The following is a 25,420-nucleotide window of genomic DNA, read 5'->3' as shown; positions in this document are numbered from 1 at the left end:
TCTTTTTTCGATTATCCATTCACCGATTAACGAACGCGACGAATGGCCTGGCGGGAACGTACCGCCGGAGAAGTGCGTGTTTGGGTTTGAATCGTGACGGACTTCGTTTTTTCTTCCTTGATGACATCCAGGTTGTTGGTGCGTGAAATACTCAGCAAAATGCCCATGGCCACCATCATAATGAAGAGGGAAGTACCGCCATAACTGATAAACGGAAGGGTAACTCCCGTCACCGGAATCGTTTGAGTCACGCCACCGATATTAATGAAGGCCTGGATGGCGATCAATCCCATGATGCCGATGCCGACGAGCGTTCCGAACGGATCGGGGCAGCGTAGGGAGACGATGATGCCTCGCCATATGAAGTACAGATAGACGAGCAGGAAGAGCATGCTTCCCAAAAAACCGAGCTCTTCGCCAATGACCGAAAAAATAAAGTCATTGTATGCATTGGGCAAGTAATGCAATTTAATGGTGCCTTGCCCGATTCCGGAACCCGTAAAGCCGCCGTCCCCGATCGCGACTAACGAGCGATAGAGGTTATAGCTGCTTCCGTTCGGGTCAGACATCGGATCGAGGAACGCTTGAAACCGTCCAACCTTGTAATTCGACTTTGACGCGTCTGCAGCGTCCGTGGTGGAGGCTGCGTTGTCCGAGGGGGATAAGGTTGAAAGGAGAGCGTTTCCTCCAAAAGCCAGCGCAGCCCCAAGCACCACCAGCAGAATGGATCCCATGATGTGTTTCATGTTGGCTCCCCCTGCATAAATGACCAATCCGCAAGTGGCGACCAAAATAAAAGTCGTACCGAAGTCAGGCTGAAGCATAATCAACCCGGCTACGAATCCCACAATAATCAGGACGGGAAGATACCCTGTCTTCAAATCCCTGAACCGCTCGCCTTTTTTGGTAATTAGCGCGGACAGGTACAGAATAATGGCAATCTTCGCGAACTCGGCAGGCTGCACGCTGAATCCGAAAATGTGGATCCAGCTTCTCGCCCCGTTAAGCACCTTGCCCATAATCAGGACCAGCAGGAGCATAACCGTTGTAAACAGGAAAAAGGGTGCATACAGCTTCTTATACTTGTTGAAACGAATGTTCATGGCAAAGAACATGCCAAACAGGCCGATAACCGCCCACATCAGTTGTTTTTTCGTGAAGTAAAGGGCATCATTGTGATAATCCGCGTTAGCAATTGCAATGCTGGAACTGGAGCTGAATACCATCACCAGTCCAAAGCCCACCAACAATAGAGTGAGGATCAGCAGTTGAAAATCCGGCGTGCCTCTCTTCGTTCTCTTCTGGGCCGTTTGTTGTTTCATCGTATGGCCCCAGCCTATGCCTGAAGCAGTTCTAACAGCTGCTGCAGTTTTTGGTTCGCCAGCTTCACGACTGGCTGCGGAACGGAAGAGTCATAGTCCAGGCCGTGCGGGAACGTTGCTTTTCCAAGATACACGGCTTCTACCGCCAGAATGCTGTCCGGTTTTTCCAATTTGCCGTCAACAACGCGGGTGTTGATTCGTACGAAATATTCCGATTTGGTGGATTCGTCTTCAATTTTGTAGTCATATGTAGCCCGGTAATATTCCCATTGCCATCGAATAAATCCGACTTTCTCGGCGCTTTCATCCAGGTATGCCAAGTCGCTTTTCAAGCCATCTAAGCCTGTATTTTTAAAAATCATAAGCGTCTGCTCCTCCTCACAAGCTTCCGAGTGTATTTTCTCGTGCATTCTCTCATTCATGATAGTATGTTTCCCCTTCCCGTGCAAGCTTTCGAACACCGTTTCGTATCGGATTTCTTCCAATTCTGTTACAATATACAGCAATAGGTTTGCCAAGGTTGTTGCGGGCCTGATAGAAGCTCTGCTCAAGAAAGAAAGGATGGGAGAAATGACAAACAAAATATGGTGGGAGGATCTGCAGATCCATATGGTGGAATGGCGCCGTCACCTTCACCGTAATCCTGAGGTTTCCTTTCATGAGGAGAAGACGTCGACCTTCATCGCGGACATGCTGGAAAGCTTCGGCATTGAAGTGCAGCGCCATGTGGGCGGACATGGCGTCATCGGCATTCTGCGCGGGGAACAGCCCGGGCCGGTCGTCATGCTTCGTGCCGACATGGACGCGCTCCCGATTCAGGATGAAAAAGACGTGGAATACGCTTCGCAATCGGCGGGGGCCATGCATGCCTGCGGTCATGACGGCCATGTCTCGATCCTGCTGGGAACGGCACTGTATTTCAGTCGCCATCGGTCCGACATTCGGGGCGAAATCCGTTTTTTGTTTCAGCCTGCGGAGGAGCTTCTTCCCGGCGGAGCAGTCAAAGTTATCGCCGACGGTGCGCTTGAAGGTGTGGACGTCATCTATGGCATTCATCTCTGGACACCGCTTCCGGTGGGCGTGGCAGCCAGCAAGGAAGGACCGATGATGGCTGCGGCGGACGATTTCTACGTCACGCTTACAGGTAAAGGCGGGCATGGAGGCATGCCGCAATCGACGGTGGACAGCGTGGTCGCTGGTTCGGCGCTGGTCATGCAGCTGCAAACGGTAGTCAGCCGGTCCGTGGATCCTCTCTGTCCGGCTGTGCTGACCATTGGCACGATGCAAGCCGGTTCGGCACAAAATGTCATTGCCGAATCCTGCAAACTAAGCGGGACGATCCGGACGTTTGACGAGGCGACCCGGGCATCGATGAAGGAGAGGGTACATACGGTCGTTGCCCAGACAGGCGCGGCTTATGGCGCGCAAACCGATGTGAATTACATCATGGGTTATCCGCCTGTGGTGAACGACAAAACGGAATCGGAGCGTTTTTTCCGTGAAGCCGTTCAGGTATTCGGTGAAAGCAACGTCCAGACAACGCCGATGCTGATGCCTGCGGAGGATTTTGCGTATTATTTGCAGCAGGTTCCCGGCTGTTTCATGTTTGTGGGGGCAGGCAATCCGGAGAAAGGGGCCGTGTATCCCCATCATCATCCGAAGTTTGATTTCGATGAAGACGCGATGCAGCTTGGCGTTCAGTTGTTCATTGCGATGGCCAAGGGGTATGCTTCGTCTTTCGAATGATTTTTCCAGTATTGGGCACTCTATTCCTAAGGAATAGGGTGTTTTTTTTATTTGTAGCGTCGACCGGAATTTCTTCGACGTGTTGAAAAGGATGAATTCGGGTCAATGTGATATTCATAGGAGGAAAGCATGGAAACGACAGGGGCTTGCATCGTGCAGCGGGACTTTACGATTTTGCTGGAAACGGATCATCCTGGCAGCGAGCAGGCGAGGTCGCAGCTGGCGGCTTACGCAGAGTTGATCAAAACGCCGTCTGCATGGCATACGTATCGGATCACGTCTTTATCGCTATGGAACGCTGCGGCCATGGGATGGAATGCAGATGGAATCATGGCAAGCCTGAACCAGCATTCGCGCTGGGACATGCCCGCATCCTTGGCGGAGTTTATTCGCAGAACGATGAACCAATATGGCAGGCTGCAGTTGCACGCAAGCGAGGAATCGCAGCAGTTGCGGCTGGTCGGTGATGAAGAACTGCTCGACGAGTTGGCCGAGGCTCGTTCCTTATCCGCTTTTGGCCTGAAGCGCTCAAGCCGTGCGGAATTCGTGCTGGGCGGCGAGCATCGGGGCCTGCTGAAGCAGGAGCTGACACGACTTGGATATCCCGTGCTGGATTACGCCGGATATCGGGAGGGAACGCCGTTGTCCATTGGATGGCGTGATGGTGCATTTTCGTTGCGTCCCTATCAAAAGGAAGCGGTCGAAGCTTTTGGCGGAAGCGACGCCATGAACGGAAGCGGACTGCTGGTGCTGCCCTGCGGGGCAGGCAAAACCGTCATTGGCATGGCCGTATTGCAGCGGCTGCAATGCGAATGCCTCATTTTGACGTCCAACACGACGTCGGTTCGTCAGTGGATTGCTGAATGGTTGGATAAAACGGAGCTTGCTCCCGAACAGATCGGGGAGTATTCCGGTCAGAAAAAGCAGATAAGACCGATTACGGTTGCGACGTACCAAATTTTGACCCACCGCAAATCGAAACAAGCGGAATTTTCCCATATCCGATTGCTCAGCGAACGGAAATGGGGGCTGATCATTTATGATGAAGTACATCTGCTGCCTGCCCCTGTATTCAGGGCCACTGCCGATATCCAGACCACGCGGAGGCTTGGGCTGACGGCTACGCTGGTTCGCGAGGACGGCCGTGAGCAGGATGTATTTTCATTGATCGGTCCCAAACTGTACGATATGCCTTGGAAGAAGCTGGAGCATCAAGGTTGGATTGCTAACGTGCAGTGTCAAGAAATCCGCGTCCCATTATCCCCTCAATGGAGATCGAAATACGATCGGGCAGGCAGCAAACACCAGTTCCGCATCGCTGCCGAAAATCCGGCCAAGGCCAAGGTCGTTCGCAGGCTGCTCGATACTCACGCAGAGCTTCCGGCGCTAGTGATTGGTCAGTATTTGGATCAGCTGGAGGGGATTGCCCGGGAAATTAACGCCCCCCTGATTTCGGGTCAAATGTCGCAACCGGAAAGAAACAAGTGGTTTTCGGCTTTTCGGCGCGGTGAAATAAAAACGATTGTTGTTTCGAAGGTCGCCAACTTTGCCGTGGATCTTCCCGATGCGGCTGTTGCCCTTGAAATATCGGGAAGCTTTGGATCCAGGCAGGAAGAAGCGCAGCGTCTCGGCCGTATTTTGCGACCAAAATCGGGCGAGAACAAAGCTTTCTTTTATACGCTTGTATCCGAGAACAGCAGGGAACAAGAGTTTGCGATAAACAGACAACTGTTTCTGATTGAGCAAGGTTATGAATACACGATTAGACATGAGGATATATAGCGTTGTGAGTTCCTTGTTTTCTGAATGTTTCTGAAAAGGAGGGCGTGGTGGTTCGATGCATTTCGAAGATACATGCGGGGCGAACATGGTTTCAGCATTGCCGGCAATGGAGCAGACGGTTTTGGGAGCCGTTTTTTGCAAGCATGCAGGCCAACCCTTCGCGTCGGTAATGGCTGCGGCTGATTGGGCCGAAGAAGGACTTAGCCGGGCGGAGGCGAGAGCGGCGTTTGCCTCATTATGGGAGAAGGGATGGATACAGGCCGTCCGCAAAGCTTGGGGCGAATGTTTGTACTACATCCCGGCTGCCCACCTCCCTATACTCGCAGCGGCCTTTGAACGGAGAATCGGCCGCGCTTTGGAAGGTGTCCCGCCTTTCTCCTCCAGCTCGGTTTCGCCGCTTCAGGGCGGGGGGTTAAGCCCTTCGCCCCATCGCGTGGGCATGGCCGTATGGCGGGAAGGGAAAACCAACATAGCCCTCGATCTGCTGCACGTGCTTGCCTGGTTCGGAAGCAAAGGTCTGCCATTGACCCGAAAGGGCACACTGCACAAAAAAGCAATAAACCAGCTTGACCGTATGACCAGCATGCGGCCGGAAGATGTGAATGGGCTGGTTTTTCAGTATAAGCATCAGGAGGTTTATCCGCGCCACGTTGCGATCATGCTGGACTTGCTGCTTTCATTGGGGCTTATTCAAAAGAACGAGGACGTGTACGCCATATCCCAAGATCGGCTGAGTTCATGGCTGGATTTGCCCTGGAGCGCGATGCACAGGAAGATCTATGGGCTGTGCGCGGACAAGTATGCTGCAATGAATCCCGTCATGCAGCATGTGCAGTATCGCCTGCTGTTGCTCGCGCCGGGCAAAGACCAATGGTTTGGTTTGCGGCAGGTACTGCCGTTCATCCGCGAATGGCGCGATGCTGCTGCTCCCCATGAACATGAACATGCCAAAACCGTTTCGATTTCGGTTGATCCGGGGTGGCAACCCGAATGGGACCATGTATTCCCCCGAATTCTGGGGTGGTTGGAGGCATTGGCGGGTTGGGGCTTTGGCGAAATCGGCCAAGACGCTGCGGAAGGGAGCGTGTTTCGCTGGCTTGTTGATCCCCATTCGCTGTTGTATGGAACGGAGAGGGAGGATGGGACACAGGATGCGCGGTTGCCTCGTATCATCATTCAACCTGATTTCGAGCTGCTCGTTCCTAGCGAGGCAGCCCCTTCCGTGCATTGGGTGGCAGAGTGCTGTGCCGAATTGGTTCATCGCGATCGCCTTAGCGTATATCGTTTAAGCCGAGAGAGCTTTGCCAAAGCTGCGCACTTTGGAACATCGGCGGAAGAGGTTATCCGCTGCCTCGCGCTAAATGCGATGGAGGAGCTTCATCCCCACATCCAACTTGCTCTTGAAGAATGGGGAGGGGGCCATCCGTCGGAAAGGCTAGGCGGCGCGCTGCTCATGAAGCATGAGGTGCCAAAGGCGGATATGGGCGTTGTTTACGGCGAGAATCCGGTCGAAGGCGGCCACGAGAAGGAAAAGTCCGACCGGATTGCGTTTCGCGACCACCTTGGTGATGGGCTTGTCGAGTCCAACCGCGGATGGCTTCGTCTTGAATCCGTCCCCTTCCGGAATCAAAAGGAGGATATACTGCCGGATTTGGACCGGGTGCCGGACGTGTGGCACAACGACTGGAGGCGGTATCATCTATCCACGGCTCGCCAAATCGCGGCCCAAGCCATTGAGTGGCAGACAAAACTGGTCATGAAGATGAAGGATGAGCTAGTTTTCGTGATTCCCGAAAAGATCCATGGCCATGAATCATGGACGTTGACCGGATGGAACGTATCTGCGCCTGACGGCAAAGTCATACGCGAAAACTTCTCGCCCTGCGATTGGGAAGAAATGCGCATCCTCGTACCTGAGATGTAGTTCCCCGCATCGAATGGTGAAAATGAGCTGCGTCCATGCTTCCCATGCGGCGTTTTCGATTTGGGCGTCGTTGTTGCGCCCTGTTTTCTAAATGCAGGAAAAACTCTTCTTAACCCATCAGGGATATGCTATGATAAAGTAGTCTACGTTACGTAGAACTTTATATATAGATAGGGATGATTTCATGAGCGTAGCGGAAATAAACACGGTCGATATGGCCCAAGTGTTGACGGGCGCATATGAATTGGCCGACATGATCAATCAATCTGCCGAAGTATCGGATTATTTATATTGGAAGCAGCAAGTTGATACGAATCCCGACATCCAGGCGGGGATCCGCAAACTGGAAAGCAAAAAGCAGCTTTTCGAGGAAACGCAGCGTTTTGGGCATTTTCATCCGGATTACCATGCGGCCAAAGATCAGGTTCGCGACGTGGAGATGGAATTGGAGCAGTTCGAAGCAGTGGTTCGTTTCAAACAAGCGGAGAGCCGGCTTGATGACATGCTGCACCAAATGTCGGAGACGATTGCTTTTGCGGTATCCTCCAGCATCAAGGTTCCAAGCAATGATCCGAACCCCAAAGGCGGCTGCGGCAGCGGGGGTAAATGCGGCTGTGGCGGCTGAGCCGGTGCTGGCACGGAGAAGGGAACGATAATATCAGACAGGCCGGACCCGATGCAGCGTCCGGCCTCCATTTTAGAAAGGCGGGAAAGATGATGTTTGCCGAAAGAACAGGATTCATTATTTGGGTCAGCGATTTAAAAGCTGCCCGCAATCTCGATAAATATGGCACCGTTCACTACATATCCCGCCGCATGCATTATGTGGTCATGTACGTGAATGCCGATCGGGCCGACGATACGATGAAAAACGTGAAGCGCCTTTCCTATGTGCGCAAAATCGAGCGTTCCTACCGGAACGAAATCAAGACGGAGTATGCAAGCAAAACGGCAGATAAAACGAGTTATTACGGATTGTGATCTGCGCTGTCGCGCCTGAGCGTCGAAGCCCATGGCCGATGCAGGAAAACGTCTTTATGGAGGGGCCTTTCGGGGCCGCTCTTTTGTTCCATTATGCAGCAAGCTTGTTTTGTGAAAAAAATGAAACATATGCCTTGAGGTTGCGGGACTTATGTTGTAATATATTGGTTAACAAATAGATAGAAAGTCCTATCTGGTGGAGAGTGATTCCCATGCGTGATAAGGTGATGCAACGTTGGAGCACGTACGAGCCCTTCTTTGTGGCTCTTGGAGACAAAAAAGTGGCCGACATCGTTATTACCCACCATGCCAAGATTCGGTACACGGACCGGATCGAGCCGAAACATAATGACGATGACCATATTGCGACATGGTTATGGGAGTGCCTGAAGCAAGACCGTATTACGCCATATTACCGCAATGAGCAGGATGTATACCTGATTGATGACGATTTGGTAGTGGTTGCTGAATTTTCCGAGCTTGAAGGGGAATACGATATTGCCGGCAATCCGCTGCACAAAATGATCATCGTAACGTTTCTCGGACGGATGTCGGAGACGATCGAGCTTCGCGATTTGAAATCGTATTATTCCTGGCTGAGACATTCCAGAAGGATGACGCTGGTGAAAAACAGCCGCAAGCACAAGTAACGATTAGGAGTAACCTTATCCCGAACGTATACCATCATAGCATTAGGCTACATCGCATGCAGACAAGCTGCATGCTTTTTTTGTTGGAATCGAAGAAATGGGCTACAATGGAGAGAGTGTAAAGAAGAGGGGCGAAGCCATGAATTTTCATCAATTACATATCTTTTATACGGTGGCAGAGAGGGGTAGCTTTTCGGCTGCAGCCCAAGCGCTTCATATGACCCAGCCTGCGGTAACGATGCAGATCCAGTCGCTGGAGGACTATTTCGGTATCAAGCTGCTGCATCGTTCCACCAAAAAATTGGAGCTGTCCGAAGCGGGGCTGACTTTACTGCCCTATGCGAAACGAAGCGTTGAGCTGGTGCGGCAGACGGACGAAGCGATGTCCGCCTTTACCGAGAAACTTCAAGGCAGGCTGCAGCTGGGAGCAAGCCTCACCATCGGCGAATACGTATTGCCCCGGATGTTAGGACCCTTTGCCAAAAAATATCCCGATACTTCGATCGTGATGAAGGTCATGAATACTGCACAAATTATGGAGGATATCCTGAAACATCAACTTGATCTGGGGCTGATCGAGGCACCCGTACAGCACCCTGACATGGTCGTGGAGACGGTTATGCAGGATGAACTGAAGCTGGTAGTCCCGGCAGGACACGCCCTTGATCGTGGAGAAGTCGAGCTTGAGGAAGTGTTGACTTATCCGTTTGTTCTTCGTGAGAAAGGGTCGGGAACCCGCCAAGTCATGGAGGATGAGCTGCTAAAACGAGATATTGATGCCCGGCATATTCATGTTGTGATGGAGCTTGGCAGCACGGGAGCCGTAAAATCCGCAGTCGAGGCGGGCGTGGGCATCACGATGCTGTCCCCCTCATCGGTGCAGCATGAACTCGCTCTAGGGCTGGTGCGGATCGTGGATATTCGCGGACTGGAGTTCAAGCGCCAGTTCTACGCCATTCATTTGAAGTCATCACTCCCGCCGCTGCCGGCAATAGCTTTCCTCAATTATCTTCGCCACCAGGAGCAGGGGACGGATAAATAAGCGATCGGAAGATGGTACTGCACTCGCAGTGCCTTGTGTCATTGTTTAGTGCGGTTTATATAGATGATAAAGGAGATGTTAAGGATGAAACCACTGAACGGACAATGCGACCTGCATACCCATACGCAAGCCTCGGACGGCATGCAGCCGCCTGCGGAGAACGTGAAGTTGGCCAAGCGGAAGGGACTCGCTGCGGTAGCGATTACGGATCATGATACGGTAGCGGGCATTGCCGAAGCGGTTCAAGCAGGATTGGAAGAAGGGATCGACGTCGTGCCTGGCGTGGAAATCAGTACCCGTGCCGGCGGCAAGGACATTCACGTACTCGGTTATTACATGGATCCGAACGATGTTCGGTTTTTGGAGAGACTTCGCGGCCTGCGGGAGGCAAGAGACCAGCGCAACCATAAAATCATCGCGAAATTACGGGAACTGGGGCTGGATATCACATGGCAAGAAGTCATCGATGCACTTGGACGGCCGCTTCAGCCCGACGAAAGCATCGGCAGACCGCACATGGCTGACGTGTTGGTACGCAAAGGATACGCTGCCAACATGAAAGACGCGTTCGATCAATATTTGGCTGAAGGCAAGCCGGGCTTCGTATCGGTACCCCGGGTAACGCCGCAAGATGCATGCCAGTGGATCAGGGAAGCGGGCGGTGCGGCGGTGATCGCACATCCGGGCCTGTACGGCGATGATGATCTGGTTAGGGATATATTGCACCAGGCCAAGCCTGATGGCATCGAGGTCTTTCATTCCGACCATGGGCCAGAGGAAGAACGCAGGTACGCGCAGTTCGCCGGCGAGTTTGACCTGATCGAGACGGGAGGGTCGGATTATCATGGTGAGCGGCAAGGGGTTGTTTTTCATGGCGATTTGGGAAGCCGGACGGTCTCAGCCGATGTGCTCGCGAAGCTGAAGGCTGCAGCAGAGCGAAATGAAACAGGCGTTAGCTAGGCGCCAATGTATGTCTCCACAGTTAACCATGACACATAAGCAGAGCCTTGTTTTGGCATGAAACGACATAAAAATCCCGCGAGCAGTCAAACAAGGCTGCTTGCGGGATTTTTTAATGCGTATGCATCATCGGTACATAAATGGGGGAGCAACACCTTTAACCGTTCTTGACGGTAGAAGGCAGGCTTTTAATCAGCTCTTCGTTCGGTGTAACAAACAGCGTTTTCTGATTATCGTAAATGACGAAACCCGGTTTAGCCCCGTTCGGCTTGCGAACATGGCGGATGTATGTGTAGTCGACGGGCACGCTGCTGGATTCCTTGGCTTGGCTGAAATATGCGGCCAGCTGGGCCGCCTCTTCCAGCGTGGCATCGCCGAATTCCTGGCTGCGAATGACGACGTGAGAGCCGGGAATGTCCTTGGTATGCAGCCACGTGTCGTTGGCGGAAGCCAAGCGGTTCGTCACGTATTCGTTCTGCAGATTGTTTTTGCCGACCAGAATGTCGATGCCTTCCGAGGAAGTAAACTGATGCACGGTAGGGCGATCGTTCTTCTTTTTCTTTTTGCCTTTTTTGGCCCGGTCGCGCAGGTAACCCTGCTGTACCAGCTCGTCGCGAATTTCCTCGATATCGCTCATGGATGCGCTGGAAAGCTGCTGCAGCAGGTTGTCCATATAGACGATTTCTTCCTTCGTCTTGCCGAGTTGTTCATGAATGACCGCCAGGCTGTTTTTGTATTTGTTGTAACGCTTGAAGTAACGCTGGGCATTGTCCGACGGCGTCAGCAGCGGGTCCAGCGGAATGGTGACGGTCGCCTGGTCCTCGTCATAGAAGTTCACGAGCTCGGCCTGGGTGTCGCCTTTGTTGATCTGGTGCAAGGAGGCAAACAGCAGCTCGCCCCATATCCTGTATTTGTCCGCGTCGTCGGCTTCAAGCAAATCCTTGTGCAGGTTGTCGAGTTTTTTGACGTTTTTGCTCCGCTCGTTCTGAATAAAACGCAACAGGTCGCTGACCTTTTGCTTGACGCTGTCCCGTTCGGCTTTGTCGCCGTAAAAATCTTCCATGCATTGGCTGATGGTGTCATAGGTTTTGACGGAATCTTGAATCCCTTGCAGCGAGATGGCGGAGAAGACAAATTTTCCTTTGGCATTGGCCCCCGTCATCGGCGTGTATCGGTTTTCCTGCACATCGTCCATGACGGAACGAAATGCATTCCATAATTGCTCCGTATCTTTCGTTCCATTCGACGTCTCCCCGTCTGTCCCGAATGCGCGATATGTGATTTCTCCGGCGACGAGGGGACTAAGTCCACTGAACGAACCGACGAACCAGCGGGCGGCTTCCTCTTCGGAAGACTGCAAGCTGAACGCAAATTGTTCCCGTGTGGCTTCAAGCGGGTTCAGTTTGTGCTGCTCCGGCGGCGCAGTGTAGGAAAATCCGGGCATGATGACCCGGTAGCTGCTGATGGAAGGGGTAACATGATGAATGCCGTCCAGAATCGTTCCGGTAGCCGGATCGAGCAGCACAATATTGCTATGGCGTCCCATCAGTTCGATGACGATGCGTTTGCTCGAGACATCTCCGAGTTCGTCGCGCTGACGCACGTCGATGTGAATGATGCGTTCCATGCCGACTTGACGAATGTCCTCGATAATGCCGCCTTCGCAGTGTTTCCGCAGCAACATGCAGAACATCGGTGCTTCGGCGGGGTTGATAAACGTTTTTTCGGTAAAATGCACGCGCGGGTACGTCGGGCTTGCCGAGACAAGCAGCCTGCTGTTTCCTCGCTGCGCGCGCAAGGTCAGGACCACGTCATGATCGTTCGGCTGATGGATTTTGCTGATGCGGCCGCCTTTGCAGCCCTGGAGTTCATGTACGATGGCGCGTGTAACGATGCCGTCCAATGCCATGTTTTTCAACTTCCTCTCTATGCAAGCATTTCGTGAAATGCTCTGTCGGTAATCTGTGGATCGTTCCTTGAACACGTTGCATTTGCGGATATGTAAAAAGTGTTCAATCTGCTTTGCCCGGACGGCCTGGTGGCAAAACGGAATCACGGCAACCGTCACGGGTTTTTCCTCAGACTTTTATTTTAGCTTATTCCGAGCATCAGGGAAAGGATTCGCCTTCCGGGTGATAATTGGAGTCCTGTCCGAATAGATATAGAGCAGGCAGTTTGTCCGGCAGGGCGTACAACCTGTACGTCATGTGTCGGCGGAGCATGACCGAACGTCTCGCACGGGAAAACAGATTGGGAGGGAATCTGGAAGCATGGAACAGACCAATTGGCATCAACTGAGGGTTGAGGAGCTCCAGCAAATGCTTGGCGTCAGTCCGGAGGTTGGTTTAACGGATGAAGCCGCGGCGGAGAAAAGGAAAACAGCAGGTTCTAACGAGCTGAGCGAAGGAAGACGCATATCACCGATCACGCTGCTGCTGAACCAGTTCAAGGATTTCATGGTACTGGTGCTGATGGGGGCAACGCTGGTATCCGGGTTGCTGGGAGAGTATTTGGATGCGATCACGATCGTGGCCATCATTGTGCTTAACGCCATTCTGGGCTTCGTACAGGAATTTCGGGCCGAACGTTCGCTGCGGGCCTTGAAACAGCTGTCCGCTCCTGCGGCCAAGGTATGGCGATCGGGAAAAGAGGTTCATCTGGCAGCCAAGCTGTTGGTGCCGGGCGATATCGTGCTTGTGGAAAGCGGTGATCGCGTCCCGGCCGACGTGCGTTGGTTCGAAACGAACAGCCTGGACGTCGAGGAATCCGCCCTTACGGGTGAATCGGTGCCCGTCAGCAAACACTGCAACCCGATCCCGGATGCGGCAGTGCCGCTCGGGGACCAGAAAAACATCGGCTTTATGGGTACCATGGTAACCCGGGGTACGGGAAAAGGGATTGTCATTCGGACCGGCATGGATACCGAAATGGGCAAAATTGCCGACCTGATCCAAAATACCGAAGAACAGGAAACGCCGCTGCAGCACCGTCTGGAGCAATTGGGCAAAATTTTGATCATGGTTGCCCTGGCGTTAACCGTGATGGTTGTCGTAGCAGGCATCCTGCATGGACAGCCTGCGGTGGGCATGTTCCTGGCCGGGGTCAGCCTCGCCGTGGCCGCAATTCCCGAAGGGCTGCCAGCCATCGTCACAATTGCCCTTGCGCTCGGCGTACAGCGCATGATCAAACGGAAAGCGATCGTCCGCAAGCTGCCTTCCGTTGAAACGCTGGGCTGTGCTTCGGTCATTTGCTCGGACAAGACCGGCACGCTGACCCAGAACAAAATGACGGTAACGGACGTGTGGGTGGAAGGCCGCAGCATCAAGGTAACCGGGGACGGATACGCTCCAGAGGGGCAGATGCTGGAGAATGGACGGACGTTGGAATTGAAGAGCGATCAGACGCTGCGCCGATTGCTGCAAATCAGCGCGCTGTGCAACAATGCCAGCATTTCACCGGTCAGCGATGCAGATCAGCGAAACAAAAAGAAAGGCAAAGACGCCAAGAAGGATGCCAAAAAGGGAAGCAGCGACGTCGAGCACGGCGAGAATAACATCATTTGGGAATTGAAAGGTGATCCAACTGAGGGCGCGCTAGTGACGCTGGCCACGAAAATGGGACTTTCTCCCGCCAGCCTGAAAGATCTGTACGCTCGTCAAGTGGAATTCCCGTTCGATTCCGAGCGAAAACGCATGTCCGTTCTCGTTCATCATCAGGGCGGCCGGATGGTATATACCAAAGGAGCCCCCGATTTGCTCATTGGACAGTGCAACTACATTTTATGGGAAGGTCAAGTGGTGCCTTTCACGGGCACATTGCGCCAAAAGGTAATGGCAGCCAACGAAAATATGGCCGCTTCCGCCTTGCGCGTACTGGGCATGGCCTTCAGGGAGGTCCGACCTGACGAGAGAGTCGAAGATGAGCAAGCCGCCGAGAACCAGCTTGTCTTCGTTGGCCTGGCAGGCATGATCGACCCTCCGCGCCGGGAAGTGCGGGATGCGATCGCCACGTGCCGCCGTGCCGGCATCCGCACCGTCATGATTACAGGGGATCATGGCACGACAGCCGAGGCGATTGCACATCAGCTCGGCATCCTCCCGCGCGGAGGCAGTTCCTTGAGCGGGCAGCAGCTGGACGGCATGACGGACGAACAGCTGGATAAACAAGTGGAGAACGCTTATGTCTTCTCGCGGGTATCCCCGGAACATAAGCTGCGCATCGTCAAGGCGTTCCAACGCAAGGGACACGTCGTTGCCATGACGGGGGACGGAGTCAACGATGCTCCGGCCATCAAAGCGGCGGATATCGGCATTTCGATGGGCATCACGGGTACCGACGTTACCAAAGAAGCCTCCGCGCTGATTTTGAGCGATGACAATTTCTCGACGATCGTCGCTGCCATCGAAGAAGGACGTAATATTTACGAGAACATCCGCAAGTTCATTCGATATTTACTCGCTTCAAACGTGGGAGAAATCCTGACGATGTTCTTCGCCATGATGATGGGATTGCCGCTGCCGCTCGTGCCTATTCAAATTTTGTGGGTGAATCTGGTTACGGACGGATTGCCGGCAATGGCGCTTGGAGTCGACCAACCGGAAAAGGATTTGATGGAACACAAGCCGCGCGGGGCCAAAGAAAATATTTTTGCCCGCAGGCTCGGGTGGAAAATCATCAGCCGAGGGGTATTGATCGGCATATGTACGTTGGGCGCGTTCTGGCTGACGCTGCAGGCAGCGCCGAATGATCCCGGCCAGCTGATCAAAGCCCAATCCGTGGCGTTTGCCACATTGGTTCTGGCTCAGCTCATTCACGTATTCGATTGCCGCAGCTCCCGTTCTATTTTCCACCGGAACCCGCTGCAGAACAAATACCTCGTGCTGGCGGTTATTTCATCGGTCGTTCTGATGCTGGTCGTCATGTACGCTCCGCCATTGCAGCCGATCTTCAAGACGGTTCCGCTCGGCCTGCGCGAATGGGCGATCTCGATCGTAGCCGCAGGGATTCCCACGTTTCTCATGGGTGCGGGAAGCGTATGGGGCGGTCGCCGCAACCGCCGCCGTATGGGCCCTCCGGGCCGCATCGTACCGAAAAGTACAAAAATTTCGGCATAAAATCAATACCGTATAAAGCCCGTTTTCGGGTATGCTATCCTCAAAATGATGCGGGGCGAGAGCTTCGGCATTTTGGCGGATAGCTTTTTTTACGCCGATAAACGCTTTGGCAGCAGATGCCAAAAGGAGTGTACAGCCAATGGAATTTACGAAAATGCACGGGCTTGGCAACGATTTTATCGTGATTTATGGAGAACAGCAGCTTCCCGCCGATGCGCCTGAACGGGCTATTCAATGGTGCAACCGGTTTTTCGGCATCGGTGCGGACGGGCTCGTCTATATATTGCCTTCCGAAAAGGCGGACTTTCAGATGCGGATCATCAATTCGGACGGCTCGGAAGCGGAGCAGTGCGGAAATGCCATCCGCTGCGTAGCCAAATACGTATACGACCACGGCCATGTGAGCAAGGAGCAGATCACGATCGAAACGATTGGCGCCGGCGTGCAGCCGGTCTCCCTCAACGTTAACAACGGGAAAGTCGCATCCGTGCGCGTCGACATGGGCGAGCCGATTTTGGACGGGCTTCAGGTGCCGACGACGGTGGATGCCAATCCGGTACTGGATCACTCGATTGAAGCGAACGGCCGCGAGTTCAAATTTACCGCCGTTTCCATGGGCAACCCTCATGCGGTTATTTATGTGGACGACGCGGTCCATTTCGATCTGGCGACATGGGGCCCGCTGCTTGAGGTTCACCCGATGTTTCCGAAAAAGATCAACGTTGAATTCGCGACCGTGCGCGACCGCGGACATGTGGATATGAGAGTATGGGAGCGGGGAGCCGGCCCAACGCTGGCTTGTGGAACAGGCGCATGCGCAACGCTCGTGTCCTCTGTGCTGAACGGGCACACGGATCGCACTGCGGTCATCAGCCTCAAAGGCGGCGATTTGCATATCGAATGGAACGAGTCGGACAACCATGTGTACATGACAGGTCCGGCGGAAGTTGTTTTCAAAGGAGTCATCGCATAAGCGATGCGCTATTCAAGCAAGAGAGGCCTGCGGGCCTCTTTTTTCGTTGCAATCCTGCATTTCTGCTCTTGGTCATGGCGAGACAAACGATGGTTGGTCCCGGTCCGCTCCTTGGGAGTTGCGCCGTCCATTTGTTTATATCGAACAAGATGATGCGTGAATTTTGCAGCCTATTCAGCCATTCGCGCTCATGCGGGAAGTACACATTAAAACGCAAATAGATGAAGTGACGGGTTTAATCCCGAAAATTCTTTGTTTTTCTTCGTTTTTGGGCTTTTTTTGTGTTACATTAGTATGAAAATGATTGCAGTTAGGCGGGAGGAAGAGGATGAAGGCGGATTTGCGCAGCGCATTGCAGGAACGGGTTCTCATTGGGGATGGGGCGATGGGGACGTTCCTGTACCAGATGGGGTTTCCTGTGGGGATATCTTATGAGGAATTGAATTTGATTTCACCCGAGGTGGTGGCGGAAGTGCATCGCCGTTATCGCGACGCGGGGACTGAAATTTTCGAGACGAACACCTACTCGGCCAACTATGACAAACTGTCCAAGTTCGGGCTTGAATCGAAGGTGGGGGAAGTCAACCGAGAGGGAGTGCGGATTGCAAAGGAGGTAGCCGGGGCCAACGGTTACGTACTTGGCGCGGTCGGCTCCATCCGCGGAGGCAAGCGGACCAACGTGTCCACGAGCGAACTGAAGCGATTCTATGAACAACAGATTTTCGCCTTGCTTGACGAAGGCGTTGACGGCATTTTGCTTGAAACGTTCTATGACATCGAGGAGATGGATATCGCATTGCGGCAAGCGCGGAAGCTGAGCGATCTGCCGGTCATCGGACAGTTTGCCGTTGAAAACATCGGACACACGCTTGACGGTTACACCATGCCTGAAGCGTTTCGAATCATGCGCGAACAGGGAGCCGACGTGATCGGTTTTAATTGCCGCACGGGTCCGAACGGAATCATGCGTGCCATGGAAACCGTGTCCGGCAAAATCGGACTGCCGATGTCGGTTTACCCGAACGCGGGTGCCGCGGATTACGTGGACGGTCAGTTCCGCTACGGCGCGTCTCCGGAATACTTCGGCCAGACCGCGCTTCAATTCGCCGAACTGGGCGCGCGCATTATCGGCGGCTGCTGCGGCACGACGCCGGACCACATTTCGGCCATGGCCCGCGCATTGGCCGAGTATACGCCGCTGCCGATTGCCGAGCCGGATCCGGCCGAGCCGAAACCGCGCATTGTATTGCACGAACATCTCGATGAGCGTTCCGGCCGAGGCGGACAGCCGACCATCGTTGACCTGGTCAAACAGCGCCATACGATCATTGTGGAACTTGATCCACCGCGCGACCTCGATATCGCAAAATTCATGAAAGGTGCGGAAGAACTCAAGGCGGCGGGTGCCGACGCGCTGACGCTTGCCGACAATTCCCTTGCGGTGACCCGTATGAGCAATATGGCCCTCGGCCACCTCGTTCAGGATCGGACAGGTTTGCGGCCGCTCGTGCATATCGCCTGCCGCGACCGAAACCTGATCGGAACGCAGTCGCATATGATGGGCTTCGACGCGCTCGGCATCAACCATGTGCTTGCCGTTACGGGTGACCCGGCCCGCTTTGGTGACCTTCCGGGCTCCAGCTCCGTATACGACTTGACTTCGTTCGAAATCATTCGCATGATCAAGCAGCTGAACGACGGCATCGCTTTCTCGGGGAAACCGCTCAAACAAAAAGCGGGCTTCGTGATCGGGGCCGCCTTCAACCCGAACGTCAAGCATTTGGATAAAGCCGTGCAGCGGCTGGAGAAAAAAATCGCTTCGGGAGCGGACTATATCATGACCCAGCCGGTGTATGATCCTGAATTGATCGTAAGGATGCGCGAAGCGACGAAACATCTGGAAGTGCCTATTTTTGTCGGGATCATGCCGCTCGCAAGCGGACGAAATGCGGAGTATCTTCATAATGAAGTGCCGGGCATCCAGCTGTCGGACGAAGTTCGTTCCCGCATGGCGGGCCTTGAGGGCGAACAAGGCCGAGCCATGGGCGTGACGATTGCCAAAGAGCTGCTCGACGTGGCAACCGAGCAATTTAACGGAATCTATTTGATGACACCTTTCATGTTCTACGGCATGACGGCGGAATTGACGAGATATGTGTGGGAGAAATCCGCCCACCAATGTCCTACTTGTTTCAACCCAAATAATCAATTACAATAGTGTAACGGATGTGATGCCGATGTCATTCAGTATGACCGGATACGGTCAATCCGCCTTTCATTTCGGCGGCTACAAGGTACAGCTCGAGATCAAGTCTGTCAATCATCGCTACTGCGAGGTTATGATGCGCCTGCCGAAGGAGTGGACGTATTATGAGGACGGCTTGAGGAAGAAAGTGCAGAGCCGTTTGAAGCGCGGGCGGATTGATGTTTATGTAATGAAGGAAAAGGATGAGGACGAGGCTCTGCCTGCCGTGCTGAATGAGCAGGCGGTCAGGGCCTATCTACAGGCCGCGGAGCAACTGGAATCACGCTTCGGAATGCAGGGCAAACCCACCATCAAGGACATGCTTGCGTTGCCTGACGTCATGGTTCATTCGGACGGAGTGGGCCTGCTTACGGAAGAAGAAAAGCAGGAGTGGGAGCGCGTACTGCATGCCGGATTGGAAGAAGCGCTGACCGGGCTTGAACAGATGCGTGCCCGAGAGGGTCTTCATCTGGCCAGTGATCTGGATCGGCGAATCGCCCATCTCGAATCGCTGCATACCGAGATGCTTGCTCTTGCGCCCACTGTCGTCAGTGACTACCGCAACAAGCTTAGACAAAGGCTAACGGAAATGCAGGAAGAAGGCTCTTTCCCTTTTGATGAGCATAAATTGGGTATGGAAATTGCTGTATTTGCCGATCGTTCCAACATTGAGGAGGAGCTTACGCGTCTGCTGAGCCACTTTGGACAATGCAGGGAACTGCTGAGAAGTGATGAACCGGTAGGCCGGAAGCTGGACTTTCTTATTCAGGAGATGAATCGGGAGGTCAATACGATTGGCTCAAAAGCCAACCATTTGGCTCTGGTGAACCGTGTTGTCGAAATGAAGGCGGAACTGGAGAAGATTCGCGAGCAGGCGGCGAATATCGAATGAACGGCCATATTTCGGCATAAGAGTCGCAAGTATAGGGGGAAGAACCTGATTATGGCAATCAAACTCATTAACATTGGATTCGGTAACATCGTGTCGGCGAACCGGATTATTTCTATCGTAAGCCCGGAATCCGCGCCGATCAAGAGAATTATACAAGAGGCCAGAGACCGCCATATGCTGATTGATGCTACGTACGGAAGACGCACGCGTGCCGTGATCATTACGGATAGCGACCACGTCATTCTGTCTGCTGTTCAGCCGGAGACGGTTGCCCATCGTCTTTCCTCGAAAGACGATGATAACGACGAATAAAATGGAGTGTAATATGTCTAAGGGATTACTGATTGTGTTGTCCGGACCATCTGGGGTCGGGAAGGGTACTGTATGCAGCGCTTTGCGCAAACGGGTGCCGGAACTGATTTATTCGGTATCGGCGACGACCCGTCAGCCGCGTCTTGGCGAAGAGCATGGCGTGAACTATTTTTTTAGAACCCGTGAAGAATTTATGGCCATGATCGAACAGGATCAATTGTTGGAGCATGCCGAGTATGTCGGGAATTATTACGGCACGCCTCGTGATTTCGTGGAAAATACGATCAATGAAGGCCGCGACATCATCCTGGAGATTGAGGTCCAGGGCGCGCTGAAAGTGAAGGAGAAGTTCCCGGAAGGGATCTTTGTCTTTTTGCTTCCTCCTTCGTTGGACGAGCTTAAAGATCGGATTCAGGGGCGCGGTACGGAGAGTCAGGCGACGATTGATCACCGGATGTCCGTAGCGGTCGACGAAATTAATTTGTTGGAGCAGTACGATTATGCGGTTGTCAATGATGAGATCGATCTGGCGTGCAAACGAATAGAAAGCATCATTATCGCCGAACATTGTAAGATCAGGAAATAATCTAGGCGCTGCCGCATGCATATATTCTGGAAAGAGAGAAAAAGTGCCGCGGCGGCGACCGGGGTTATACTAATGCAAAGAGGTGTTTTGTTAACATGCTGTATCCTTCTATTGATGAAATGATGAACAAAGTCGACAGCAAATATTCGTTGGTTGTTGCCGCATCCCGTCGTGCAAGACAGCTGCGTGAAGGGGAAAAATCGGAGCTGAGAAATCCGAAATCCCATAAGCAGGTTGGCGTGGCACTCGAAGAAATTTATGGTGATCTGCTCGTCGTTGTCAAAGGGCAAGACGAAGAAGAGGAAGAGTAAGCCGCTTGCGGCTTTTCTTCCAATTGCATAACCCGGCATGGCCGGATTCATTCGACAACCGCAAGGTTGTTATTTTTTTCTCTACGTCTTATATATCGGGGGAAGTAACCAATGTTGAACGGTAAAAAAATCGTGCTCGGCGTAACAGGAGGCATTGCCGCTTACAAGGCGGCTACATTATGCAGCAGACTGGTGCAAAAGGGGGCGGATGTTCACGTCATCATGACGGATTCCGCAAAACAGTTTATTACCGAATTGACGCTGCAAACCCTGACCCGGAACGTTGTATATAGCGATACATTCGATGAACGGGAACCTGCGGTCGTGTCGCATATTCATTTGGCGGACCTGGCGGATCTGGTGCTCGTAGCCCCGGCTACGGCTAACACCATTGCCAAGATGGCAAATGGACTGGCGGATGACATGTTGTCGACGACCTTGCTTGCCACAACCGCTCCGGTTATGGTTGCTCCGGCCATGAATGTGCATATGTATGACCATCCGGCCGTGCGTCACAACATGCAGCTGCTCGTGGAGCGGGGTACGATGATGATCGAACCTGGCGAAGGTCTGCTTGCCTGCGGTTATGTTGGCAAAGGAAGGCTGGAGGAGCCGGAAACGATCGTGGAAGTGATCGAGCAGTACTTCGAGCAACAACAGTCGGGTACGCTTACGCTGGAATCACGGGGACTGACAGATGATCAAGCAGAACCGGCTTCGCTGCACACCGCCTTGCTTTCGGGGAAAAAAGTGGTGGTTACAGCTGGCGGTACCATTGAACGCATTGACCCTGTACGTTATATCACGAATGATTCTTCCGGCAAAATGGGGTTTGCGATCGCTGCGGCTGCGCGTGATTTGGGAGCCGAGGTAAAGCTGGTTATGGGCAATACCCAGGCAACGCCTCCCGAAGGGGTGCGGATTGTTGCCGTACAGTCGGCCCAGGATATGTATGAAGCGGTGCTGGCCGAATGGGCGGATGCCGACATCGTCGTCAAGGCCGCGGCCGTCGCCGATTACCGCCCTCAAACGGTCGCATCCCAGAAAATCAAAAAAAAGGGCGATACGCTGTCCTTGGAGCTCGTGAAAAACATAGACATTCTGGAGACGCTCGGGAAACGGAAGGACCATCAATTTTTGATCGGTTTTGCGGCAGAGACCCATGATGTCGAAAGATACGCCCGCGAGAAGCTGGAGCGAAAACATTGCGATCTGATCGTCGCCAACGACGTGAGCCGGACGGATGCCGGCTTCGGCACAGATACGAACAAGGTGAATATCTATGACCGGGAAGGCCTGGTGGAAGAGCTTGAGTTGATGAGCAAGCAAGCGGTGGCACACCGGCTGTTGGCCATTGCGGCGGAGCGCATGACCGGGAGGGATTAAGATGGAGATTGCCAAGGTCATCGTCGACGTGCCCGTGAAACAGACGGACCGGCCGTTCGATTATTTGGTGCCGGAATCCATGCGTGAATGGATCGAGATCGGCAGCAGGGTCGGGGTGCCTTTCGGGCACCGGACTGTGCAGGGCTTTGTGGTCGATTTGGTGCCGCGAACGGGGGAGGAGAACTTTAAGCTCAAACCCATTGCGGAGCTGCTTGACTTGGTTCCGCCTTTGTCCCCGGACCTGGTGGAGCTTGCGGAATGGATGAGCGAGCGATATGCCAGCAACCGGATTCTGTCGCTGCAGGTTATGGTGCCCACAGCACTGAAAGGAAAGGCCGAGCGGTACATCTCCATGGGGGAAGGGATCGACGGTCAAGCGAATGAACCAACCTCCGGGGAAGAGGTATTGTGGGCATGGGGCGAAGAATCCTCTTCCGAAAAGGTTCGGACGGACATCATCCGCTTCGTGCAGAACCGGGGCCAAGTGCCTTTACAGCAGCTGAGCCGAAAGTATCCCCATCACGCAGAGCTGATCAAAAATCTGCTGCGCACCGGCGTGCTGCTCGAAAGCCAGCTCATCAAGGATAAAATGGGTAAAAAAACATTGAAATCCGTTGCTCTCGCTGTGGATGCCGCAGCTGCGAAGGAAGCGATGGATTCGTTTCCGGCCAAGGCGCAGCGCCAGAAAGAAGTGCTGGGCTTTTTGCTGGAGATGCACGAGCTGCTGCCCATGCCGATGAAGGAATTGCTGTCCACCCTGCAGGTATCCGCTGCTACCGTCAAAGGGCTTGAGGAAAAAGGGCTGGTCGTGACCGAGGACGTCGAAGTATTCCGGGACCCTTACCAAGGGCGCAGATTCCGCGCTACCGAACCTCTTGCGCTGACTTCGGAGCAGCAAACGGTATACGAGAGTATCAGCGGCCGTTTGCGGGAACGACGCCATGGCGTTTTTTTGCTGCATGGCGTAACCGGCAGCGGCAAAACCGAAGTATATCTCCAGACGATTCAGCGCTGCATCGAACAGGATCGCCAGGCTATCGTGCTTGTTCCCGAAATTGCGCTTACCCCTCAAATGGTGGAACGTTTCAAAGGGCGCTTCGGCGACCAGGTTGCGGTGATGCATAGCCGCCTGTCCGGCGGCGAACGTTATGACGAGTGGCGGAAGATCCGTGAAGGCCGCGTCAAAGTGGCGATCGGCGCACGATCTGCCGTATTTGCCCCTTTTCGCAACCTGGGTCTCATCATTATGGACGAGGAACACGAAACCTCCTACAAGCAGGAGGAAACGCCGAAATACCACGCCCGCGACGTGGCTGTCAAACGAGGACAGCAGCATCAGGCCGTGGTCGTTCTCGGCTCGGCAACGCCGTCGCTGGAAAGCTATTACGCGGCCCGTTCGCAAAGCAATGACGATTTCGCCCCTCTGTTGCTTGAAATGCACACCCGTGCGCTGGGCAACAATTTGCCTGACGTGCGGATCGTGGACATGCGTGAAGAATTAAAAGAAGGCAATCGCTCAATGTTCAGCCGTTCATTGCATAAGGCCATTGAGGAGCGATTGGAACGAGGCGAGCAGTCGGTGCTCCTGCTGAACCGCAGGGGGTACTCGACCTTTGTCATGTGCCGGAGCTGCGGTTATGTGGCCGGATGCCCCGAGTGCGATATTTCCTTGACCTACCACCAGCGCTCCAACAACCTGCGCTGCCATTACTGCGGTTATGCGGAAGCGGCGCCGGAAGTGTGCCCCGAATGCGGGAGCGAGCATATTCGCTATTTCGGAACCGGAACCCAACGGGTCGAAGAAGAACTGGCGAAGCTTTTCCCCGGCATTCGGGTCATTCGGATGGACGTGGATACAACGACGGAAAAAGGCGCTCACGAAAAGCTGCTGAAGCAGTTCCGGGAAAAAAAGGCGGACGTGCTGCTGGGCACGCAGATGGTTGCCAAAGGGCTCGATTTCCCCGACGTTACCCTGGTCGGCGTCATTACTGCCGATTCGGCGCTCAACCTGCCTGACTTCCGGGCAGCGGAGAAAACGTTCCAGCTGCTTACGCAGGTGGCCGGACGCGCAGGTCGGCATCAGCTGCCTGGCGAGGTGTTCGTGCAATCGTACACCCCTGAGCATTATTCCATCGGACATGCAAGCAGACATGACTATCTGTCCTTTGTACGCGAAGAGCTGCTGCACCGACGCAATTTGCAGTACCCTCCTTACTGCCGTTTGATTCTGGTCACATTCTCGCACGAGCAGCTGCCTGTGCTCATTCGTTTGGCGGAGAATTATGTGCGGATGCTCAAGGAACGTGCCCACGGCGCCGGTTGGCTGGGCAGCCTGGACCGATTCAGCAGCGAAGCGCTTGACGTGCTTGGTCCGGTCGCCTCCCCGATCCCGCGCATCAAGAATAGATACAGATTCCAATGTATGATAAAATGGCGGGGGGATGTCGACGCCATCGGACTTGCACTGGCGACAGCGCGTCGCATGGACGATGATGTCCAGTCACAGAAGCTGCAGATCAGTCTGGATGTAGACCCGCAAATGTTGATGTAAGCTTTGCGCCATAAGGGCGGGAAGAAATTCGCTTGCGGGAATGGCCCGCAATGACAAAAAAAGCGGACGGAGACAAGCGGTCCAAACATAAATTAGATAACAACAGTTTGATATCCTGAAATTATGATAACCATTGGGAAGGTGCTTACAACATGTCGATTCGTATTATCGTGAAAGAACCGGATGAGGTGCTCCGCAAAAGAGCCAAAGAAGTCACAAAAATTACGCCAAATGTGCAAAAATTGCTGGACGATATGGCTGATACGATGTATGACGCCGAAGGCGTCGGACTTGCGGCGCCGCAGGTAGGAATTTTGAAACGCCTCATCGTCATCGATGCCGGGGACGAGCACGGATTGATCAAGATGATCAACCCGGAAATCGTCGCAAAAGAAGGCGAGCAGTTCGGACCGGAAGGATGTTTGAGCATTCCTGGCATTAATGGTGACGTTCGCCGCAGCGAAACGGTGACAGTTAAAGGCCTGGACCGCGAAGGCAACGAGTTGATCATTACGGGCAGCGGCTTGCTGGCCCGCGCATTCCAGCACGAGATTGATCACTTGGATGGCGTGCTCTTCACCGATATTGCCGAAAAGGTGTACGAAATTTCGGCGGATCAGAACGGACCTCGACGCAACTAAGG

The 25,420-nt window shown here is 53.7% G+C and carries 21 protein-coding genes; 18 read left to right on the top strand and 3 right to left on the bottom strand.

Translation table 11 applies throughout. The features are described from left to right. Positions 1–26: 26 nt before the first annotated feature. Together ftsW and L6H98_RS15460 are read right to left on the bottom strand one after the other, a co-directional pair. Positions 27–1,322 carry a putative lipid II flippase FtsW gene (gene ftsW / locus L6H98_RS15465; RefSeq protein WP_236416461.1) on the bottom strand — a complete coding sequence of 432 codons (1,296 nt, stop codon included), beginning with the start codon at positions 1,320–1,322 and terminating at the stop codon, positions 27–29. A 14-nt stretch (positions 1,323–1,336) separates the two neighbouring features. After that, positions 1,337–1,684, bottom strand: coding sequence for a YugN family protein (locus L6H98_RS15460; RefSeq protein WP_236416457.1), 348 nt, complete (start codon positions 1,682–1,684; stop codon positions 1,337–1,339). A 208-nt stretch (positions 1,685–1,892) separates the two neighbouring features. Here L6H98_RS15460 and L6H98_RS15455 point away from each other — a divergent pair, with 208 nt between their 5' ends. The 8 genes from L6H98_RS15455 to L6H98_RS15420 all read left to right on the top strand — a co-directional run bounded on the left by L6H98_RS15455 (position 1,893) and on the right by L6H98_RS15420 (position 10,407). Continuing rightward, positions 1,893–3,068, top strand: coding sequence for a M20 family metallopeptidase (locus L6H98_RS15455; RefSeq protein ID WP_236416454.1), 1,176 nt, complete (start codon positions 1,893–1,895; stop codon positions 3,066–3,068). A gap of 129 nt (positions 3,069–3,197) precedes the next feature. Continuing rightward, complete coding sequence (locus tag L6H98_RS15450; RefSeq protein WP_236416452.1) at positions 3,198–4,850, top strand: DNA repair helicase XPB; 1,653 nt, start codon at positions 3,198–3,200, stop codon at positions 4,848–4,850. A gap of 55 nt (positions 4,851–4,905) precedes the next feature. Then, positions 4,906–6,774 (top strand): helicase-associated domain-containing protein, encoded by a 1,869-nt coding sequence (locus L6H98_RS15445; RefSeq protein ID WP_236416449.1) that lies wholly within the window; start codon positions 4,906–4,908, stop codon positions 6,772–6,774. Between the two features lie 184 nt (positions 6,775–6,958). After that, complete coding sequence (locus L6H98_RS15440) at positions 6,959–7,399, top strand: YlbF family regulator (RefSeq protein ID WP_236416445.1); 441 nt, start codon at positions 6,959–6,961, stop codon at positions 7,397–7,399. 92 nt (positions 7,400–7,491) lie between these two features. After that, entirely contained in the window at positions 7,492–7,755 is a 264-nt protein-coding gene (locus L6H98_RS15435; protein WP_236416733.1) for a YlbG family protein, read from the top strand. A 212-nt stretch (positions 7,756–7,967) separates the two neighbouring features. Beyond that, a complete protein-coding gene (locus L6H98_RS15430) occupies positions 7,968–8,405 on the top strand; it encodes a hypothetical protein (protein WP_236416443.1) in 438 nt (145 codons plus the stop codon). 139 nt (positions 8,406–8,544) lie between these two features. Beyond that, positions 8,545–9,447 carry a selenium metabolism-associated LysR family transcriptional regulator gene (locus L6H98_RS15425; protein WP_236416440.1) on the top strand — a complete coding sequence of 301 codons (903 nt, stop codon included), beginning with the start codon at positions 8,545–8,547 and terminating at the stop codon, positions 9,445–9,447. An 84-nt stretch (positions 9,448–9,531) separates the two neighbouring features. Then, positions 9,532–10,407: a PHP domain-containing protein gene (locus tag L6H98_RS15420; protein ID WP_236416437.1), complete on the top strand. Its 876-nt coding sequence runs from the start codon at positions 9,532–9,534 to the stop codon at positions 10,405–10,407. Positions 10,408–10,564: 157 nt separating this feature from the next. Here the strand turns inward: L6H98_RS15420 and L6H98_RS15415 are convergent, their stop codons facing one another. After that, positions 10,565–12,316 carry an NFACT RNA binding domain-containing protein gene (locus tag L6H98_RS15415; protein WP_236416434.1) on the bottom strand — a complete coding sequence of 584 codons (1,752 nt, stop codon included), beginning with the start codon at positions 12,314–12,316 and terminating at the stop codon, positions 10,565–10,567. A 361-nt stretch (positions 12,317–12,677) separates the two neighbouring features. Here L6H98_RS15415 and L6H98_RS15410 point away from each other — a divergent pair, with 361 nt between their 5' ends. From L6H98_RS15410 to def, 10 genes are all read left to right on the top strand, one after another. Beyond that, entirely contained in the window at positions 12,678–15,521 is a 2,844-nt protein-coding gene (locus tag L6H98_RS15410; RefSeq protein ID WP_236416432.1) for a calcium-translocating P-type ATPase, SERCA-type, read from the top strand. A gap of 139 nt (positions 15,522–15,660) precedes the next feature. Further along, positions 15,661–16,494, top strand: coding sequence for a diaminopimelate epimerase (gene dapF, locus L6H98_RS15405; protein ID WP_236416430.1), 834 nt, complete (start codon positions 15,661–15,663; stop codon positions 16,492–16,494). Positions 16,495–16,822: 328 nt separating this feature from the next. Next, positions 16,823–18,712, top strand: coding sequence for a bifunctional homocysteine S-methyltransferase/methylenetetrahydrofolate reductase (locus L6H98_RS15400; RefSeq protein ID WP_236416429.1), 1,890 nt, complete (start codon positions 16,823–16,825; stop codon positions 18,710–18,712). Positions 18,713–18,731: 19 nt separating this feature from the next. Beyond that, positions 18,732–19,631: a YicC/YloC family endoribonuclease gene (locus L6H98_RS15395; protein ID WP_236416428.1), complete on the top strand. Its 900-nt coding sequence runs from the start codon at positions 18,732–18,734 to the stop codon at positions 19,629–19,631. A 51-nt stretch (positions 19,632–19,682) separates the two neighbouring features. After that, on the top strand, positions 19,683–19,943 hold the full coding sequence (remA, locus tag L6H98_RS15390; RefSeq protein WP_006209218.1) for an extracellular matrix/biofilm regulator RemA: 261 nt from the start codon (positions 19,683–19,685) through the stop codon (positions 19,941–19,943). 13 nt (positions 19,944–19,956) lie between these two features. Beyond that, positions 19,957–20,529: a guanylate kinase gene (gene gmk, locus L6H98_RS15385; RefSeq protein ID WP_236416427.1), complete on the top strand. Its 573-nt coding sequence runs from the start codon at positions 19,957–19,959 to the stop codon at positions 20,527–20,529. A gap of 95 nt (positions 20,530–20,624) precedes the next feature. Beyond that, the gene (rpoZ, locus tag L6H98_RS15380; RefSeq protein ID WP_236416426.1) at positions 20,625–20,840 is read left to right on the top strand and encodes a DNA-directed RNA polymerase subunit omega; all 216 of its coding nucleotides are present in this window, start codon (positions 20,625–20,627) and stop codon (positions 20,838–20,840) included. A gap of 111 nt (positions 20,841–20,951) precedes the next feature. Next, entirely contained in the window at positions 20,952–22,226 is a 1,275-nt protein-coding gene (gene coaBC / locus L6H98_RS15375; protein WP_236416425.1) for a bifunctional phosphopantothenoylcysteine decarboxylase/phosphopantothenate--cysteine ligase CoaBC, read from the top strand. A 1-nt stretch (position 22,227) separates the two neighbouring features. Then, on the top strand, positions 22,228–24,777 hold the full coding sequence (gene priA / locus L6H98_RS15370; protein WP_236416424.1) for a primosomal protein N': 2,550 nt from the start codon (positions 22,228–22,230) through the stop codon (positions 24,775–24,777). Between the two features lie 152 nt (positions 24,778–24,929). After that, complete coding sequence (def, locus tag L6H98_RS15365) at positions 24,930–25,418, top strand: peptide deformylase (RefSeq protein WP_236416423.1); 489 nt, start codon at positions 24,930–24,932, stop codon at positions 25,416–25,418. Positions 25,419–25,420 lie beyond the last annotated feature (2 nt).

Source organism: Paenibacillus sp. JJ-223, assembly GCF_927798175.1.
GTDB classification, from domain to species: Bacteria; Bacillota; Bacilli; order Paenibacillales; family Paenibacillaceae; genus Paenibacillus; species Paenibacillus hubeiensis.
Note: the sequence above shows the minus strand (reverse complement) of the source record. Positions and strands in the feature narration are given on the sequence as shown.

Coding starts and splice junctions, on each gene's coding strand:
- L6H98_RS15420 (WP_236416437.1), top strand. CDS start 9,532: ATGAAACCACTGAACGGACAATGCGACCTGCATACCCATACGCAAGCC.
- ftsW (WP_236416461.1), bottom strand. CDS start 1,322: ATGAAACAACAAACGGCCCAGAAGAGAACGAAGAGAGGCACGCCGGAT.
- priA (WP_236416424.1), top strand. CDS start 22,228: ATGGAGATTGCCAAGGTCATCGTCGACGTGCCCGTGAAACAGACGGAC.
- coaBC (WP_236416425.1), top strand. CDS start 20,952: ATGTTGAACGGTAAAAAAATCGTGCTCGGCGTAACAGGAGGCATTGCC.
- L6H98_RS15450 (WP_236416452.1), top strand. CDS start 3,198: ATGGAAACGACAGGGGCTTGCATCGTGCAGCGGGACTTTACGATTTTG.
- L6H98_RS15440 (WP_236416445.1), top strand. CDS start 6,959: ATGAGCGTAGCGGAAATAAACACGGTCGATATGGCCCAAGTGTTGACG.
- L6H98_RS15395 (WP_236416428.1), top strand. CDS start 18,732: ATGTCATTCAGTATGACCGGATACGGTCAATCCGCCTTTCATTTCGGC.
- L6H98_RS15415 (WP_236416434.1), bottom strand. CDS start 12,316: ATGGCATTGGACGGCATCGTTACACGCGCCATCGTACATGAACTCCAG.
- L6H98_RS15400 (WP_236416429.1), top strand. CDS start 16,823: ATGAAGGCGGATTTGCGCAGCGCATTGCAGGAACGGGTTCTCATTGGG.
- L6H98_RS15435 (WP_236416733.1), top strand. CDS start 7,492: ATGTTTGCCGAAAGAACAGGATTCATTATTTGGGTCAGCGATTTAAAA.
- rpoZ (WP_236416426.1), top strand. CDS start 20,625: ATGCTGTATCCTTCTATTGATGAAATGATGAACAAAGTCGACAGCAAA.
- def (WP_236416423.1), top strand. CDS start 24,930: ATGTCGATTCGTATTATCGTGAAAGAACCGGATGAGGTGCTCCGCAAA.
- L6H98_RS15425 (WP_236416440.1), top strand. CDS start 8,545: ATGAATTTTCATCAATTACATATCTTTTATACGGTGGCAGAGAGGGGT.
- L6H98_RS15410 (WP_236416432.1), top strand. CDS start 12,678: ATGGAACAGACCAATTGGCATCAACTGAGGGTTGAGGAGCTCCAGCAA.
- L6H98_RS15455 (WP_236416454.1), top strand. CDS start 1,893: ATGACAAACAAAATATGGTGGGAGGATCTGCAGATCCATATGGTGGAA.
- L6H98_RS15430 (WP_236416443.1), top strand. CDS start 7,968: ATGCGTGATAAGGTGATGCAACGTTGGAGCACGTACGAGCCCTTCTTT.
- L6H98_RS15445 (WP_236416449.1), top strand. CDS start 4,906: ATGCATTTCGAAGATACATGCGGGGCGAACATGGTTTCAGCATTGCCG.
- L6H98_RS15460 (WP_236416457.1), bottom strand. CDS start 1,684: ATGATTTTTAAAAATACAGGCTTAGATGGCTTGAAAAGCGACTTGGCA.
- gmk (WP_236416427.1), top strand. CDS start 19,957: ATGTCTAAGGGATTACTGATTGTGTTGTCCGGACCATCTGGGGTCGGG.
- dapF (WP_236416430.1), top strand. CDS start 15,661: ATGGAATTTACGAAAATGCACGGGCTTGGCAACGATTTTATCGTGATT.
- remA (WP_006209218.1), top strand. CDS start 19,683: ATGGCAATCAAACTCATTAACATTGGATTCGGTAACATCGTGTCGGCG.